Source organism: Hoylesella marshii DSM 16973 = JCM 13450, assembly GCF_000146675.1.
Classification (GTDB): domain Bacteria; phylum Bacteroidota; class Bacteroidia; order Bacteroidales; family Bacteroidaceae; genus Prevotella; species Prevotella marshii.
On record NZ_GL397214.1, the window covers coordinates 1,772,596 to 1,789,562 of the forward strand.

The window sequence follows — 16,967 nt, forward strand, 5'->3', positions numbered from 1 at the left end:
CATTGCGAAAATACTAAAAAAATTCGCTCAACTGCTATAAATATAGTAATTTTGCACAAAAATAACACATAGCTTCACGATACGGAAATGGAGGAAAGAAGAGTCAGAGTGCGCTTTGCACCAAGCCCAACGGGGGCACTTCACATCGGTGGTGTCCGTACCGCATTATACAACTACTTGTTTGCACGTCAGCATAAGGGCGACTTCGTGTTCCGAATAGAAGACACGGATAGCAACCGTTTTGTACCCGGCGCGGAAGAATACATCATCGAATCTTTCCGTTGGCTTGGGCTTCAATTCGACGAAGGCGTAAGTTTCGGAGGCGACAAGGGGCCTTATCGTCAGAGCGAACGTCGTGAAATATACAAAAAATACGTAGACCGGTTGCTCGAAGACGGCAAAGCCTATATTGCGTTTGATACGCCGGAAGAGTTGGAAAGCAAACGAAACGAGATACAGAACTTTCAGTACGATGCCCGCACCCGTATGCAAATGCGTAATTCGCTCACGCTGACTAAGGAAGAAATGGAGGCTTTAATAGCCGACGGCACACAATACGTAGTGCGTTTTCGCGTAGAGCCGGGTATCGAAGTGCATATCGACGACCTCATTCGGGGCGATGTACGTATCATGAGTGACATTGTAGACGACAAGGTATTGTATAAGAGTTCTGACGAATTGCCTACCTATCATCTGGCTAATATCGTAGACGACCACCTGATGGAGATAACCCACGTGATTCGCGGAGAGGAGTGGCTGCCAAGTGCCCCCTTGCATGTGTTGCTCTACAAGGCATTCGGATGGGAAGAGACAATGCCTCGCTTCGCGCACCTTCCTTTGCTTTTGAAACCGGAGGGGAAAGGAAAACTCAGCAAAAGAGACGGCGATCGTCTCGGATTTCCTGTCTTTCCGTTAGAATGGCACGACCCGAAGACGGGAGAAGTGTCAAGCGGCTATCGCGAAAGCGGTTATTTTCCGGAAGCCGTTATCAACTTCTTAGCACTCTTGGGATGGAATCCGGGTACGGAGCAAGAGCTTTTCTCACTCGATGAATTGGTATCACTCTTCGACATTACCAAATGTTCTAAATCGGGTGCTCGTTATGATTTCCAGAAAGGAATCTGGTTTAATCACGAGTATATACTAAGGAAGAGTAGCGAGGAAATAGCCCAATTATTTGCTCCTATCGTAGCCAACAATGGTGTGGAGGAGAGCATGGAGCGTATTACAAAGGTTGTTTCAATGATGAAAGACCGTGTAAACTTCGTGAAAGAACTATGGGACCTTTGCTCATTCTTTTTTATTGCACCCACGGAATACGATGAAAAAACCGTTAAGAAACGCTGGAAAGCCGATTCCGCACTTGTGATGAGCGAGTTGGCCACTGTACTCGAAGGTATAGATGACTTTACTGTTGAGGGGCAAGAACCCGTTGTCTTGGCGTGGGTAGAAGAGAGAGGATATAAATTGGGCGATGTGATGAACGCTTTCAGACTGGCTCTTGTGGGCATAGGAAAAGGGCCGGGCATGTTTGATATATCAGCTTTCCTCGGCAAAGAAGAGACCTTGAAACGCATAGAAAGAGCCGTTGAAATACTAAAATAACCAGCAAGCAAACCTTACGCCAACGTGTACAATCTCATTATTTACCTCTATCTGTCGGGCGTAGCCATCACCAGTCTCTTTAAAAAGAAGGTGGAACGAATGTGGAAAGGCGAGCGCGCCGCTTTCGATATCTTGAAAGCGAAGGTTGATTCCTCTGCTCGTTATGTCTGGTTTCATGCTGCTTCGCTCGGAGAATTTGAGCAAGGACGTCCGCTGATTGAAGCTCTGCGTCACTTACACCCAGAATATAAGATACTGCTCACATTCTTTTCACCCTCCGGTTACGAGGTTCGGAAAGATTATCGGGGAGCCGATATCATTTGTTATCTGCCTCTCGATACGCCGAGAAATGCTCGGCGGTTTCTCCATCTCATTCATCCCGAGATGGCGTTCTTCATCAAATATGAGTTTTGGTACAACTATTTGCACCAACTAAAAGCCCAAAATATACCGGTATATAGCGTGAGCAGCATTTTCAGACCTGACCAGATATTTTTCCGACGCTATGCCCGCAGCTATGCCAAGGTGCTCCGTTACTTTACCCATTTCTTCGTACAGAACGAAGAAAGCAAGGCTCTTTTGGAACAAATGGGCATTCACGATGTCACTGTAACAGGCGATACGCGCTTCGACAGGGTTCTTCAAATTCGACAGGCAGCCAAATTGCTCCCCATCGTCGAGGCTTTCAAACAAGATAAAAACATTTTTGTGGCGGGCAGCAGTTGGAGCCCCGATGAAGAGATATTTATCCCGTTCTTCAATGAACGCAAAGACTGGAAACTGATTATCGCGCCCCACGTCATTGAGGAAGCCCATCTTAGGCAGATAGAAAGCCGGCTGACACGCAGAACAGTGCGTTATTCTCAATCCACCGAAGCAGAGGCTCGCGAGGCTGAATGCTTGATTATCGACTGTTTCGGCCTGCTCTCCTCTATCTACCGATACGGCGAAATAGCTTATGTAGGCGGAGGTTTCGGTACAGGCATCCACAACGTTCTCGAAGCTGCAGTTTGGCAAATACCCGTTATCTTCGGACCTAACAACAGCCATTTCCAAGAAGCGCAGGGACTGTTGGCTGTCCATGGTGGTTGCGAAATAGCTTCTCCCGACGATTTCTCCCATACGATGAACACTTTCCTGTCTGAGCCCGAAAGCCTTAAAACAGCAGGTATGGCAGCGGGAAAGTATGTCGAGCAACTCGCCGGAGCTACACAAAGCATCTTAAAAGGTGTACACTTAACATCTTGAAGCAGAGCTTTCTTTATCTCAATTTTATCTTCGAGTGAGAGAAAAAGCCTGATTCCAATAAAGAGGAGACCGTCGGCAAAGCATTGAATGTCCACTGATGGTCTCCTTTTATCTTATAGTCCCACTTGGGGAATGTACACAGTTACTTCCTATCTTCTTCGAGATACCACTTAGAATACTCCACATAGTGGGCTGCAAACGACTCCGCTTGGTCGGGAGAAGTTTTCTTTACGCATTTAGCCGGCACACCTGCCCATATCTCATGAGCACCGATTTTCGTGCCTTGCAGCACCAAAGCATGGGCAGCAACGATAGCCCCCTCGCCTACGTCGGCATGGTCAAGCACGGTAGAACCCATGCCAATGAGACATCCTTTGCGTAAAGTGCAGGCATGTACCGTGGCATTGTGACCGATGGTCACATCATCTTCAATCACCGTAGGCCCTGTTTTATTGGTTACATGGATGCAAGAACCGTCTTGAACATTCACCCTATCACCCATTGTAATGGGAGCCACATCGCCACGAACGACGGCATTGAACCATACGGAACATTCGTCTCCCATTGTTACTTCGCCAACAATGGTGGCGTTTTCGCTGAAATAGCAGTCTTTCCCCCACTTGGGTTTCAGACCTTTTATCGATTTTATGAGTGCCATTTTTATATTGTTTAATCACCCGCAAAGATACTCCTTTTTCCTAAAAACAGGGTCGTATTGCTTACATTATCTAAGGCCGTTTTGCGGAAATGTAGACTGACGCCGGCATTACAGCAGACTATTTAATGAAAATGTAAATAGATAACAACGCACGTTAGTTGAGCATCAGGTTCATTTCTGCTTGTTTATCGGCAAAAAGGAAGTCAGCCAACTGACCGATAGTGAGGCGTTTCGCATCGGCAAAAGGTTCGTCTGTCTGCTGTACATGTCCCTCTGAGATGATGTAATAGGCATTATTGAGGGGGATATCTCTATCGTCGGTAACGCGCAGTAGACAAGCTGTGGATGGATGATGGGCGGCATATAGCTCTAAAGCCGCTCGTGCATTGATAACGCGAATCATGCCTTGTATGGGTTGATTGGCTGATGATGACGGTTCGAGATGTAGGCGCAGGTCTTCTTGAATAATGTCATATCCCGTTTCATCGTGCAGCAAGATGCACATTTTTTGTCGTTGCCAAGCGTCGAACTCGGCAAAGGACATACTCTCGACACCCTCCGGCGGTGGCGTACAAGTGATTCTTTCGGCATATCCGCACTTAGCATACCATCCGTAAAGCCATGGTTCGGCGGGGATAAGGGCAGAAAAAATGACTTCTTTGTGATAAAGGTTGAAGTGCACTTGCTTCATGAGATTGTTGCCGATATCTTGGTTACGCATGTCGGGATGGGTGCTTACACCGCTAATGTATACCGTTTTCACCTCGTTACCATGGTAGAGTAGCGTGTAAGGAAGGGCTTGTAAAGCAGCCACCACGCGACCGTTTATTTGGCAGGTATAGTTGCTTTCACCCGTGTAGACACGGTTAAAGTAGAGTTCTATAAAAGGTTCTGGGTCTTTAAAGACCAGCCTCCATAGGTCTCGAGTTTCGTTCTTTATGCGTTCTTGGTCTTCAAAAGAGGCGAGCGGATGACGTTCCATCACAACGTTCTTTTCGAGTAAGATGTCAGGTTTGTAGGAAAGTTTGGCACGTCGCAGGCCTTCTTCGCCCATATCTTCCTCTCGGTTGATATAGATATACTGTGAAGGAAGATGCTTCACAAACTCTTGATTGATAATGGTAAATGCTCCTTCATAGCTGACATCAGCCTTTTCCACACACACATCAAAAGTACTTTGGTTGATGGGGCATCCATATGTGAAGGCCACAAGTTTATTTTCCACGAAGATTGTTCCTCCGCTAAGCCCCAACCGCTCCCATCGGTTAAAGGCGCGGGTCATAGAACGCAATTCGCCCGAAAGCTCTTCATCCTGCGCATTGTCGCCTTTTGAGACCTGTCTCCATTCCTGTTCTAATTTCAAACACTCCGGAATTAACTCCGGTGTGAGCGGTTTGTACTCGTAATTGGGGTACAGGCTTTTGAACTTATTAATGTGGTTACGCTTACTTTGGAGTTTTTTTCCCGATAGATTGATAAGTTTTTCGCGGGTATAAATATAGTCCGCAAAGTCGCGGTCGGGCTTCATGTCGAAAGTATCGGGGAAAGCCTGTTCTATCAAGTCTACCATATAATTGCACACACCCATCATGAGGAAGGGATGCCCCATAGCCGTTGCATCATTGCGAATGGTGCGAATAACGTTTACAGAACACTCGTCGCAGGGCACAACCTTAAGCGTTCCGTCTTCCCTCTCTTTGGGACGTGGGATGGGCATCATATAAGCAAGATGTCGACCGATATAAAACCGGAACACAAGATAATCGTCTACGATGGCAAACTGAGTATTGTAGTTGAATCGCCAGCTGATGATATTGGCAAAGGAGAGGTCGCAATTCTGTCGCTCTCCGTATAATGTAAATTGTTGGATGAGGTCTTTGTCGGCGGTAGTAACATCGCGGAATCTAATCATAAAAGTATCTCTCTATAGTGTTTGTGCCGCAAAATTAAGAAAAAATACCGTATAGACAACCTTTATTCAGATTAATTTGTTACTTTTGCAAAGTAGGAATGACAAACACTTTATTATAATAATAAACGACGAAATGGACTTATTGAATCAGATTATTGCGCGTGCCAAAAGCAATAAGCAGCGCATCGTACTCCCCGAAGCCACAGAGGAGCGCACATTGAAAGCGGCCGACAGAGTGTTGGCCGATGACGTGGCAGACCTGATACTGATTGGTAACAGCGACGAAATTCACGCTTTGGCAGGGCAGTATGGTCTGAAACATATAGGGAAAGCGACCATCGTAGACCCCGAAAACAACCCGAAGAGCGAAGCATATGCACAATTGTTGGCAGAGCTTCGTAAGAAAAAAGGCATGACAATCGAAGAGGCGAGGAAGCTGGTAAAGAACCCTCTCTACCTCGGATGTATGATTATCAAGACAGAAGATGCAGACGGACAAGTATCAGGTGCCCTCAGTACTACGGGCGATACACTGCGTCCGGCACTTCAAATCATTAAGTGTGCCCCGGGCATCAGTTGTGTGAGCGGTGGAATGTTGCTCATTACAAAGGCCAAGGAGTATGGAGACGACGGTGTATTGGTAGTGGGCGACGTGGCAGTAACTCCCGTTCCCGATGCCGAACAGTTAGCGCAGATTGCTGTTTGCACGGCACAAACGGCTCGTGCCGTTGCCGGAATCAAAGAACCTCGCGTAGCGATGTTGAGCTTCTCTACCAAAGGCAGTGCTAACCATGAGGTGGTAGACAAGGTTGTAGAGGCAACTCGGTTGGCTCATGAGATGGCTCCCGACCTCAAACTCGACGGCGAGTTGCAGGCCGATGCCGCACTTGTTCCCGCCGTAGGAGCTAAGAAAGCCCCGGGCAGCGACATCGCCGGAAAGGCCAATGTCTTGATTGTACCCAATTTGGAAGTGGGCAACATCTCCTATAAGATGGTAGAACGATTGGGCGGAGCCATAGCTATCGGCCCTGTACTGCAAGGAATTGCCCGACCGGTAAACGACCTCAGTCGCGGCTGTTGCATAGACGATATTTACTATATGGTAGCCATTACGGCATGCCAAGCCATGGATGCAAAGAAGAAAGATTAACCGAACAACTCTATAAAACATGAAGATTTTAGTATTAAACTGCGGCAGTTCGTCCATCAAATACAAGTTGTATGATATGAGCGACCGTTCCGTGATGGCGCAAGGTGGTGCCGAACGTGTAGGAATAGATGGCGCATTTGTGAAATTGAAGCTGCCTAACGGAGAGAAGAAGACTATCATGCACGACATCCCCGAGCACACAGAAGGGGTGAAATTCATCTTTTCGTTGCTCACCGACCCGGAGATTGGCGTTATCAAAGACATGAAAGAGATTGATGCCGTGGGACATCGGTTGGTGTTGGGAGGCGATAAATACAACAAAAGCTCTATCATTGACGAAGACCTGAAGGCTGTGATGGAGGAGATGAAAGACCTTGCTCCGCTGCATAATCCTGCCGGATTGAAAGGTGTTCACGCCATAGAAACGCTCTTACCACAGGTTCCTCAAGTGGGCGTATTCGACACCGCATTCCATGCTACCATGCCTGATTACGCCTATTTGTACCCCCTTCCCTACGAGTTTTACGAGAAATACCATATCCGTCGCTATGGCTATCACGGCACGAGCCACAGATATGTGTCACAGAGAGTTTGCGAGATGCTGGGCAAAGACATTCATCACACGAAAATCATCACTTGCCATATCGGCAACGGTGCCAGCATATCAGCCGTGAAAAACGGTGTATGTATAGACACTTCGATGGGACTTTCACCGCTCGCAGGCCTGATGATGGGCACCCGTTGCGGAGATATCGACCCCTCCATCGTTACATATCTTGAGAACAAACTGCAGAAGACACCGGCCGAAATGGATGTCATTCTCAACAAGGAAAGTGGTGTGAAGGGCATTACCTGCCTCTCTTCCGATATGCGCGACGTAGAGGAAGCCGCCGAAAAGGGCGACCCTAAAGCCGTGTTAGCACTGCAAATGTATGATTATCGCATTAAGAAATACATCGGCGCATATGCTGCTGCGATGGGCGGTGTAGACGTCATTGTGTTTACCGCAGGCGTAGGAGAGAATCAAACCAGCACACGCGAAACGGCATGTAGCGGCTTAGAATTCATCGGAGTGAAGATAGATGTAGAGAAAAACAAGAAAATACACGGCGAAGAGGCCATTATCTCTACTCCCGACTCTAAGGTTGCCGTGTGCGTAGTGCCAACCGATGAGGAAATGATGATAGCCAACGACACCATGGAATTAGTGAAGAAATAACACCGTTTCCGCTTATCCATACAAAAGAAAGCCTCATGGGAATCGTTCATTCCTATGGGGCTTTTTCGTTGTCATACGGCAATTGTTGTGTCTCTCTATACGATAGGTAGACTGATACCGTTCATTTTTTGATAAATATCCAGCGCATAGATGTCGGTCATACCGCTGATATAGTCTATTACCGCCATGATGCGAGTATCGAGGCGGTCGGAAGTAATGTCGTATTGGCTGCTCACCCGCCGTATGAGCTGTTCCGAATAATACCGGTGAGGCTCAACGGCAGCAGCCGTCATCTGCCTCATGAGCGTGTCCATAATCATGAAACCGCTCAATTCCACATCGAGTACGGGCTTGCTGTGGTATATCTTTCCGTAGGAGAGAGCTGTGCAGGCTTTATATGCCTTGCGAGGAATTTCGCCGATATGGTCGATGAGGCTGCCTGTAAACGTGCCCGAGAGTATCTCCTCTTCGTGGTCTACGAAGGCTTTCACGCATTCCTTTTCAAGCGTACCGATAACCCTTGCCCGCATATATACCACCTTTTCGTTGTCGTCGGTCAGTCCCTCTTCGGCTATTCTGTCTTTGATGGCAAGGCGTGTAGGCTCGTCGAAAAAGCCGAGCAACGCTTGCTCCGTTTCGGAAAAAGTCAGGATTTTCAGTTTATGAGAGTCTTCTATGTCCATGATTTCATAGCAGATATCGTCGGCAGCCTCTACGAGATAGACGAGTGGATGGCGGGCATATCGCAACGGCTCGCCCTGCTGAGAGAGGCAGATAATGCCGAGTTCGTCGGCAATACGCTTGTAGACCGGCGCTTCGGTACTGAAGAAACCGAACTTGCCATGACTGCCTGCCAACGACGAGGAAAAAGGATATTTCACGATGGAAGCCAGCGTGGTGTATGTCATTACAAAGCCACCTTCACGCCGTCCCTTAAAGCGGTGGGTGAGCAAGCGAAAGGCGTTGGCATTTCCCTCAAAGTGGGTGATGTCTTGCCAGAAGTCTTCCGGCAGCCGGTCTTTCAGGTATTGCCCGTCGCCCTCTGTGAAGAATGACTGAATAGCCTTCTCTCCGGAGTGACCGAAAGGCGGATTTCCCATATCGTGGGCTAAGCATGCGGCCGAAACAATGGTGCCGATATCTTCAAAATGCCTGTCTTTCAGTTCGGGATGTCTTTCTTGCAAAATGCGAGACACATCGTAACCCAGCGACATGCCCACGCTGGCCACCTCAAGACTGTGGGTAAGTCTGTTGTGTACAAACACGCTTCCGGGCAACGGAAACACCTGTGTCTTGTTTTGAAGTCTGCGAAATGGTGCCGAGAACACCAAACGGTCGTAGTCGCGTTTGAACTCGGAACGGTCGTCGAAGCGCTCCGCGTGTCGGTGCTCCTGCCCCAACCGCTTGTTTGAAATCAGCCTTTTCCACTCCATCATAGTTGTCTGTCTTTGGTTTTGTCAGTGCAAACTTACACAAAAAAGCGTAATCACAGGGCGTCTTTCCCTATATTTTCTTCTCTCGTTCGGTAAACTCCCATCGGTTATGAGCATGCTATTTACCATTTTATATGGATGACATCTCTCTCTGTACAGACTCGTAATGACCGATTGAAGGTAAACCATAGGCACATAGGGTGTTATCCGTTTTGTTGCGATAGCCGCAGGCTTGTATTGTAAAAGCTATGCTTTGAACCGCTGAAAAGATAGCTTTTACGTGCTCAAAACATAGCTTTCTGGGCGTCAAAGCATAGCTCTTTCACAATGCCAGCTTATCTGTCTGTAAATGAGGGACAAAGAAGAACGGAGTGAAAGGATGGATGCGAAGGGTGCCTACAGCCGTCTCCTTACACCAAAAGAGCCTTGATATCGGCTGCTATCTGCTCATCCTTGAGGTGATTCTCTTCCATCAGTGCATCTACGTCATAACGGTCGTAGAGGGCTTTCTTTACCCCGAAAGTTAAAACCCGCATGCCCGTAGGAGCATAGAAACGAGCGATACGTTCGCCAAAGCCACCGTCGAGCACACCGTCTTCCAAGGTAGCTACAACCGTATGGTCGGCCTTCAATTCCTCTAACATCACCTCGTCTACACCGGTAAGATAACGCGGATGAATCAGTGTGGCCTGAATGCCGTCTTTGGCAAACAGTTCTGCCACCGCCTCCCCTTTTCGGTAGAAGTTTCCTACAGCAATCAGTGCCACACGAGAGCCACGCTTCATCATCTTGAAACGGTTGAGCTGGCTATAATCTTCGTCGGGTTTTTCGACACTGTGCTGCACCTCTCCCTCCGGAATACGTATGGCTACGGAATAGCTGTCCTGACGTATCGCCCATCTTTCCATGGCTATTGTCTCTTCATAAGTTACGGGAGCTAAGTACACAAGGTTAGGAATATGGCTGAACATGGCGATATCGAAGAAGCACACATGTGTGAAATCATTCATGCCGAAAATAGAAGCACCCATGACATTGATAACCGCCGGATTGCCATTCACGCAGAGATCTTGCGCCAATTGGTCGTAGGTGCGCTGCAAGAAAGTAGCGTAGGTAGTGAAAACAGGATGGGCGCCACGCTTCGCCATGCCAGAGGCCAAAGCCACAGCTTCCTCTTCTGCTATACCCACATCTATGTGTTGTGCTCCTGCCTGCTTGCGTTTTTCGGGACTGAAGCCAAGTGCCGCAGGTACACCGGCTGAGATGCAAACCAATTTGGGGTCGCGTTTCATCTCTTCCAAAAGCCAATTTCCCAACATATAGGGTAAGTATTCGGCCTGTTCGCCACGGGTTTCCAACACCTTTCCGGTCTCCAAATCAAACGGCATACGCCAGTGCCAAGATTCTTTCAATTGAGTAGCCGGCGCGTATCCATGACCTTTCTCGGTATGAATGTGTACCACCGTAGGTTTCGTTGTGTCCTTTACGCGTCGGAAAAGCTCAACCAATGCGCCTACATCGTTGCCTTCTTCAAGATAATAGTAATCGAATCCGAATGTTTTAAAGAAGTTCAGTGGAGCTTCCCCTTTTGTTTCGCGCAATAAACGCAGGTTTCCATACAGTCCGCCGTGTGGTTCTGCAATGCTCATCTCATTGTCATTCACCACAATAATGATATTTGTTCCCATCTCGGAAGCTGTATCTAAACCCTCGAAAGCCTCGCCTCCGCTGAGTGAACCGTCACCGATAACGGCGATAATGTTTTCCTTTCCGCCCAAAATATCGCGCCCTTTCTGCAGTCCGGTGGCAAGGGCTATGGACGTAGAGGTATGCCCTATCTCGAAAAGGTCGTAGACCGGGGACTCCGTAGGTGAGCTGTAACCTGATATTTCGTGAATGCAGCTCGCATCAAGAAAGCCCTTGGCACGACCTGTCAGCATCTTATGAGGATATGATTGGTGAGATACGTCGAACACTATCTTGTCGTTTGGTGCATCAAACACATAATGCAGAGCCACCGTTGCCTCTGTAAATCCGAGATTGGGACCCACATGTCCGCCGTGACGGCTTACCCTGTTGAGCACACCGGCACGAATTTCATCGGCTACAACATTGAGCTGTTTCAGGCTCAATTCTTTCAAATCTTTGGGAGAATGGATGTTTTCTATATACATGATACTTACTTTTTAGTCGAGCAAAGGTAGCATCTTTTTTCATAAAACCAATATGCCTGACAGGAAAAACGGGATGTCAGTTTTTCGTAAAACCTGCTGCAAGCAACGAAAGACGCGTACCTTCGGCCTTTCGCAGTTCGTGCATGCAGGAAACAATGGTGGCTCCGGTGGTCACAATATCGTCGATAACGAGCACATGAAGCCCTGCAACAAGTTGAGGACGAACAAGGTGGAAAACCTTTTCCACATTATCCTGACGCTGCAGACGGCCGAGTTTCGTCTGACTGCCGGTAAACGAGGTACGTACAAGTGCTTTGTCTATAACGGGTAAGCCGGTAGCACGACTTACACCGAGAGCAATCTCCATGCTCTGATTATATCCGCGCTGATGTCGACGACGCCGTGTGATGGGAACGGGAACAAGCGCATCAATACCCTCAAAGAAGCCGGAGGAAAGCAATTCCTCTGCCATGATACGCCCCAAATATCGAGCGGCTTCGGGATGATTCTTGTATTTCATCATGTAAATCAGACGACTGAAATACGAATGACTCTGATAAAAACACAAAGCCACGGCACGCTCTATCGGTACGCGACCCCAGAAAAGACGTGCCAATTCGTTGTCTTCGGCACGCTCGTCATACCATGTGCGAGGCAGATTTGCATAGCACGGTATGCACAATACCTCCTCGTCTATCGTGAGACGACGACCGCAGATAACGCACACACGTGGTGAAATTGCGTCGAACAGGCTGCGCAGAAATCGGTTAATCGTTGTCTTCATCTATCTCTTCAAGGCATTCGAGTATGGCATCTATACTGAAACCACGCCCCAAAGCGTAGCGAATCAATTTCTGACGAGCCTCATAAGACGACGCGGCTTTTATGCTACGGCTCCGCGAAAGAAGCAGTGGACGCAGCGAGGAATGCCATTCTTCGTCGTCGATGGCATCGAGCAACGGGGCGGAAATACTGTCGGGAATGTGTTTTTCATACAGTGCCTGCCCTACTTTCCGACGCCCCCATTTGTTGTAACGCACCTTATCAAGGATAAATGCGCGGGTAAAACGTGCGTCATCAATATACTTTCCGTCTATCAAACGCGTGATGATACGTTCCTGTGAATCGTCAGTCAGCCCCCATCTTTCCATCTTTTGACGGATGTCGTACGAGCAATGTTCGGCTCGCGAACAAAGATTGGCAAGACGCACGAGTGCTTCTCTCTCTGTTATCTCTTTCATCATCGCATCACTTTTATGAATCGTTGTCGGCCAAAACGGTCGAGTTTTAACTCTGTATCTTTGAATCCCGTCTCACAGAGCAGTGTTTCGAGCGATTGAACATAGAGGGGATTGATTTCAAAAAACAACATGCCTCCGACACGTAGAGCAGAAAACGCGTAGCGGGCAATCGCCCGATAGAAGAGCAAAGGGTCGTCGTCGGGTACGAAGAGAGCCTCTGCAGGTTCATAACAAACGACGTTGTCTTCCATGTCTGCTTTTTCCTTTCGACAGATATAAGGAGGATTACTGACGATAATCTCCCATCGGTCGGAATCGGAAGGCAGGTTCAAAGCATCGACTTCTGCTACATCAACAGAGGCTTTGAGGGCTTTAACGTTTGCACGCGCCACCACTAAAGCCTCGGGGGAAATGTCCCAAGCCGACACATGGGCATGGGGGATATTGAGCGCAAGCGTTGCAGCAATGCAGCCCGAACCGGTACCTATATCCAATAAGCATGGCTCGGGACAAGAGAAAGAAGAGAGAACGGTCTCTATTACCCATGTACAAAGGTCTTCTGTCTCAGGGCGCGGTATCAAAACTCCCTGCGACACAGTGAATGAACGACCGTAAAAACACGCTTTGCCCAGCACATATTGCACCGGTTCGGCTTGCTCTAATCTCATCATGATTTTTCTAAGTTCTGCTACGGCGTGTGCAGATAATTGTGTAACTTTGCCGGTATAAATGTCTGTTACCGACAAACCGAAGCGTTCTTCAAGTACTATACGCACAATGGCTTTGGCTTCGTTGCTATCGTAAAGAGGTGTCAGGCGATGCCAAAGTTCTGTGTAAGTCATTGTGGAAAGTTTTTGCAAATGTAACAAATAAAACAAAATGAGCCAAGCAACTACAGACGAAAAATACATGAGGCGATGCCTTCAATTAGCAGAATGCGGCCGAGAAAATGCCAAACCCAACCCAATGGTAGGGGCCGTTATCGTTGTCGAAAATCGCATCATTGGCGAGGGATATCACGTGCGCTACGGAGAAGCTCATGCCGAAGTGAATGCTTTCGCTTCTATCTGCCCGAAAGATGCTGCTCTACTGCCGTCAGCTACCTTGTATGTGAGCTTAGAACCGTGCGCACACCAAGGCAAAACGCCTCCTTGCACCCGACTGATTATTGAAAAAGGTGTCGGCCGCGTTGTCGTGGGTTGTATCGATCCATTTGCCAAAGTGCAAGGGCGCGGTATCCGAATGCTACAAGAGGCCGGCATTGAGGTGACCTTGGGTGTGCTCGAAGCCGAGTGCCTGGCACTCAACAGAAGGTTTATCGTCTGCCAACATCATTGCAGACCCTATATCATATTGAAATGGGCGCAGACAACCAATGGCTTTCTTGACGATAACAACCATGCCATGCAGCTATCCACTCCCTTTACCCGCATGCTGGTACATCAACTACGGGCTGACGTTGATGCCATTCTTATAGGAAGACACACCGACGAACGAGAACATCCCGCACTGACAGTAAGAGATTGGAGCGGAAAAAATCCCCGTCGTATTGTCTTAACCCACAAGCTCAATATCCACCAACTGATGAATGACCTCTATACCGAAGGGGTGCAATCGCTTTTAGTCGAGGGAGGTGCCACCACCCATCAGTCATTTCTCAATGCTGGGTTATGGGACGAAATTCGTGTAGAAACAGCTCCGGTTGTCGTTACCAACGGAACAAAAGCAGCTCCTTTGCCGAAGAATATACAGATTGCGAACACAAAAGAATATGATGGCAACCTTATCACCTCTTATATAAAGACGGATGGATTGCAAGCTAAATAACATGGTCTTGATTGCTCGGATGCAAATCCGGAAGCCATTTATCACCCACACCTTTCTTGTTTCCCGACTTGGAAAGAGCGGTCTTTTCCGATGAAAACAATCATGCCATTTGTCGGAACTTTGCTTTGGAAATGAAACCCATTAGCAGAAAAAAGACAAGAAAAGCTCCTGAAAAATGCCGAAAGAATCGAAACTGCCGAAGAATGAAATACGTTGATGTCATACTCCCATTACCCTTGGAAGGCGTCTTTACCTATTCCGTGCCGGAAAAGCTGTCGGAAAAGGTGGGATTCGGTATGCGTGTAGTCGTACCTTTAGGACGTTCAAAAAGCTATACGGGCATCGTGGCAAGGACACACAATGAGAAACCGGCTTTTACGGTGAGACCTATTACAGAGGCGTTAGACAGCAAACCGGTGCTACTCGATAAGCAATACCGTTTATGGAATTGGATATCAGACTATTACATGTCACCTTTGGGCGATGTATATAAGGCTGCACTGCCCTCGGGACTGAAGATGGAAGAGGGGTATAAACCTCGAATGGAAACCTATATTACGTTAGGCGAGAGGTTCAGAACCGAACAAGCATTGCACGTAGCCATAGACATGCTTTCCAGAGCACAAAAACAACAACAGGTGTTTCTTGATTTTCTACGTCTTTCTCGCTGGGATACAATCGATGAAACGGGGAAAAATGAAGGAATTATCGAGATAACCCGAGAGGAACTGATGAATGCTTCTCACTGCTCATCGACCATCATCAAAGCATTGACAGACCGCCATTTGCTGATTACCTACAAGCGTGAAGTGGGACGGTTAAGTAAGGGTGGAAGCTCACAGCTCGGCGAAATAAAACCGCTGACAAAGATACAGCAGGACGCATACAACCAGACAGTGTTCCAATTCCTAAAGAAAGACGTGGTATTGCTGCACGGAGTAACATCGAGTGGCAAAACGGAACTGTATATCCATCTTATAAAAAAAACGCTGGAAGAGGGTAAACAGGTGCTCTACCTCTTGCCGGAAATTGCTCTGACAGTACAAATTACAAGTAGACTGCGCCATATCTTCGGCGAAGAATTAGGCATTTACCATTCTAAATACAGCGATGCCGAACGCGTAGAAATTTGGAATAAACAGCTGTCGGCTCATCCGTATGGAGTAATTTTAGGCGCAAGAAGTGCGCTTTTTCTTCCGTTTCATCGGTTGGGACTCGTGATTATAGACGAAGAGCATGAAACGTCTTTCAAGCAACAAGACCCCTCACCACGCTACCACGCCCGCAGCGCAGCCATTGTTTTGGCACAGATGTATGGAGCAAAAGTGCTGCTCGGTACAGCCACACCTTCGATGGAAAGTTATTATAACGCTGTGCAAGGAAAATACGGATTGGTGAAACTCATGACAAGATACAAGGACATAGAGCTTCCGGAAATTGTAGTGGTAGACATCAAAGACCTCCGCCGACGAAAAATCATGCAAGGACTGTTATCACCATCCTTGCTGGCTGCGATACGAGAGGCACTGAATCGTGGCGAACAGGTAATCCTCTTCCAAAACAGAAGAGGCTTTGCACCGGTAGTGGAATGCCGTGTCTGTGGATGGACACCTAAGTGCACTAACTGCGATGTATCGCTGACCTTGCATAAAAACATGAACCAACTGACATGCCACTACTGCGGTTACACTTATCCTGTGCCAAAAGAATGTCCCTGTTGCGGTAGCTCTGAATTACACGGATATGGTTACGGGACGGAAAAAATAGAAGATACGATACGTGAAATCTTCCCCGAAGCACGCGTAGCACGCATGGATTTGGACACAACACGCACCCGGAACGCCTACGAACGACTTATCAATGAGTTCTCGTCGGGCAAGACAAACGTGCTGATAGGTACGCAAATGGTAAGTAAGGGCTTGGACTTTGAACATGTAAATGTAGTGGGAATCCTCGATGCCGACACGATGTTGAACTATCCGGACTTCCGTGCATATGAGCACGCATTCATGATGATGGCTCAAGTAAGCGGACGGGCAGGACGCAAAGGCAAACGAGGAAGGGTGATTTTACAGACAAAAAACCCCGAAATAGCTGTCATCGAACAGGTGGTTAGGAATGATTTCGATGCGTTTTCTACTGATTTGCTCGAAGAAAGACGACAATTCCACTATCCGCCTTTCTATCATTTGATTTATGTGTACTTAAGACATAAACACGAAAATGTAGTGGAAACAGCAGCAATAGAAATGGGAGCTCGGCTCAGAGAGTGGTTCGGCGAACGGGTATTAGGCCCCGACAAACCGGCCATCGCTAAGGTAAAAACATTGTATATCCGTAAAATCGTGCTGAAATTAGAAAGAGGTATCGACGGGAAACGGGTGCGCCTTTACCTGAGAAAAGCACAGGAAGAAATGCTGAAAGACCCGAAATACGGTGCACTTACTGTGGTTTACGATGTAGACCCTATGTAAATGAAATGAAAAAAGATACAAAGAAA

General features: G+C 47.7%; 13 protein-coding genes. 6 read left to right on the forward strand and 7 right to left on the reverse strand.

The window, feature by feature from the left end:
* Window positions 1–87: 87 nt before the first annotated feature.
* Together gltX and HMPREF0658_RS07435 are read left to right on the forward strand one after the other, a co-directional pair.
* A complete protein-coding gene (gene gltX / locus HMPREF0658_RS07430; RefSeq protein ID WP_006949834.1) occupies window positions 88–1,605 on the forward strand; it encodes a glutamate--tRNA ligase in 1,518 nt (505 codons plus the stop codon).
* A gap of 24 nt (window positions 1,606–1,629) precedes the next feature.
* A complete protein-coding gene (locus HMPREF0658_RS07435) occupies window positions 1,630–2,853 on the forward strand; it encodes a 3-deoxy-D-manno-octulosonic acid transferase (protein WP_006949836.1) in 1,224 nt (407 codons plus the stop codon).
* 142 nt (window positions 2,854–2,995) lie between these two features.
* Here the strand turns inward: HMPREF0658_RS07435 and HMPREF0658_RS07440 are convergent, their stop codons facing one another.
* Window positions 2,996–3,511 carry a gamma carbonic anhydrase family protein gene (locus tag HMPREF0658_RS07440; protein WP_006949837.1) on the reverse strand — a complete coding sequence of 172 codons (516 nt, stop codon included), beginning with the start codon at window positions 3,509–3,511 and terminating at the stop codon, window positions 2,996–2,998.
* A gap of 154 nt (window positions 3,512–3,665) precedes the next feature.
* Window positions 3,666–5,423 (reverse strand): GNAT family N-acetyltransferase, encoded by a 1,758-nt coding sequence (locus tag HMPREF0658_RS07445; protein ID WP_006949838.1) that lies wholly within the window; start codon window positions 5,421–5,423, stop codon window positions 3,666–3,668.
* A 133-nt stretch (window positions 5,424–5,556) separates the two neighbouring features.
* Between HMPREF0658_RS07445 and pta the strand changes: the two genes are divergently transcribed.
* A complete protein-coding gene (gene pta, locus HMPREF0658_RS07450) occupies window positions 5,557–6,573 on the forward strand; it encodes a phosphate acetyltransferase (protein WP_024990949.1) in 1,017 nt (338 codons plus the stop codon).
* Window positions 6,574–6,592: 19 nt separating this feature from the next.
* Window positions 6,593–7,792, forward strand: a complete 1,200-nt coding sequence (locus HMPREF0658_RS07455; RefSeq protein WP_006949840.1) for an acetate kinase — start codon at window positions 6,593–6,595, stop codon at window positions 7,790–7,792.
* 95 nt (window positions 7,793–7,887) lie between these two features.
* On the opposite strand, the gene dgt is transcribed toward HMPREF0658_RS07455, so the two are convergent.
* The 5 genes from dgt to prmC form a co-directional block, all read right to left on the reverse strand.
* Window positions 7,888–9,225 (reverse strand): dGTP triphosphohydrolase, encoded by a 1,338-nt coding sequence (gene dgt, locus HMPREF0658_RS07460; protein ID WP_024990950.1) that lies wholly within the window; start codon window positions 9,223–9,225, stop codon window positions 7,888–7,890.
* Window positions 9,226–9,635: 410 nt separating this feature from the next.
* Window positions 9,636–11,399 carry a 1-deoxy-D-xylulose-5-phosphate synthase gene (locus HMPREF0658_RS07465; protein ID WP_006949842.1) on the reverse strand — a complete coding sequence of 588 codons (1,764 nt, stop codon included), beginning with the start codon at window positions 11,397–11,399 and terminating at the stop codon, window positions 9,636–9,638.
* A 76-nt stretch (window positions 11,400–11,475) separates the two neighbouring features.
* Window positions 11,476–12,183, reverse strand: a complete 708-nt coding sequence (locus HMPREF0658_RS07470) for a ComF family protein (protein WP_006949843.1) — start codon at window positions 12,181–12,183, stop codon at window positions 11,476–11,478.
* On the reverse strand, window positions 12,167–12,643 hold the full coding sequence (locus HMPREF0658_RS07475; protein WP_006949844.1) for a regulatory protein RecX: 477 nt from the start codon (window positions 12,641–12,643) through the stop codon (window positions 12,167–12,169). Before HMPREF0658_RS07475 ends, HMPREF0658_RS07470 begins: the two co-directional genes overlap by 17 nt.
* Entirely contained in the window at window positions 12,640–13,482 is an 843-nt protein-coding gene (gene prmC / locus HMPREF0658_RS07480) for a peptide chain release factor N(5)-glutamine methyltransferase (RefSeq protein WP_006949845.1), read from the reverse strand. The genes HMPREF0658_RS07475 and prmC overlap by 4 nt, the downstream gene beginning before the upstream one ends.
* A 37-nt stretch (window positions 13,483–13,519) precedes the next feature.
* Here prmC and ribD point away from each other — a divergent pair, with 37 nt between their 5' ends.
* Together ribD and priA are read left to right on the forward strand one after the other, a co-directional pair.
* Entirely contained in the window at window positions 13,520–14,467 is a 948-nt protein-coding gene (ribD, locus tag HMPREF0658_RS07485) for a bifunctional diaminohydroxyphosphoribosylaminopyrimidine deaminase/5-amino-6-(5-phosphoribosylamino)uracil reductase RibD (protein WP_006949846.1), read from the forward strand.
* Between the two features lie 203 nt (window positions 14,468–14,670).
* Window positions 14,671–16,941: a replication restart helicase PriA gene (gene priA, locus HMPREF0658_RS07490; RefSeq protein ID WP_006949847.1), complete on the forward strand. Its 2,271-nt coding sequence runs from the start codon at window positions 14,671–14,673 to the stop codon at window positions 16,939–16,941.
* Window positions 16,942–16,967: the final 26 nt, after the last annotated feature.

Coding starts and splice junctions, on each gene's coding strand:
- gltX (WP_006949834.1), top strand. CDS start 88: ATGGAGGAAAGAAGAGTCAGAGTGCGCTTTGCACCAAGCCCAACGGGG.
- HMPREF0658_RS07440 (WP_006949837.1), bottom strand. CDS start 3,511: ATGGCACTCATAAAATCGATAAAAGGTCTGAAACCCAAGTGGGGGAAA.
- HMPREF0658_RS07470 (WP_006949843.1), bottom strand. CDS start 12,183: ATGAAGACAACGATTAACCGATTTCTGCGCAGCCTGTTCGACGCAATT.
- HMPREF0658_RS07475 (WP_006949844.1), bottom strand. CDS start 12,643: ATGATGAAAGAGATAACAGAGAGAGAAGCACTCGTGCGTCTTGCCAAT.
- pta (WP_024990949.1), top strand. CDS start 5,557: ATGGACTTATTGAATCAGATTATTGCGCGTGCCAAAAGCAATAAGCAG.
- prmC (WP_006949845.1), bottom strand. CDS start 13,482: ATGACTTACACAGAACTTTGGCATCGCCTGACACCTCTTTACGATAGC.
- HMPREF0658_RS07445 (WP_006949838.1), bottom strand. CDS start 5,423: ATGATTAGATTCCGCGATGTTACTACCGCCGACAAAGACCTCATCCAA.
- dgt (WP_024990950.1), bottom strand. CDS start 9,225: ATGGAGTGGAAAAGGCTGATTTCAAACAAGCGGTTGGGGCAGGAGCAC.
- ribD (WP_006949846.1), top strand. CDS start 13,520: ATGAGCCAAGCAACTACAGACGAAAAATACATGAGGCGATGCCTTCAA.
- HMPREF0658_RS07455 (WP_006949840.1), top strand. CDS start 6,593: ATGAAGATTTTAGTATTAAACTGCGGCAGTTCGTCCATCAAATACAAG.
- priA (WP_006949847.1), top strand. CDS start 14,671: ATGAAATACGTTGATGTCATACTCCCATTACCCTTGGAAGGCGTCTTT.
- HMPREF0658_RS07465 (WP_006949842.1), bottom strand. CDS start 11,399: ATGTATATAGAAAACATCCATTCTCCCAAAGATTTGAAAGAATTGAGC.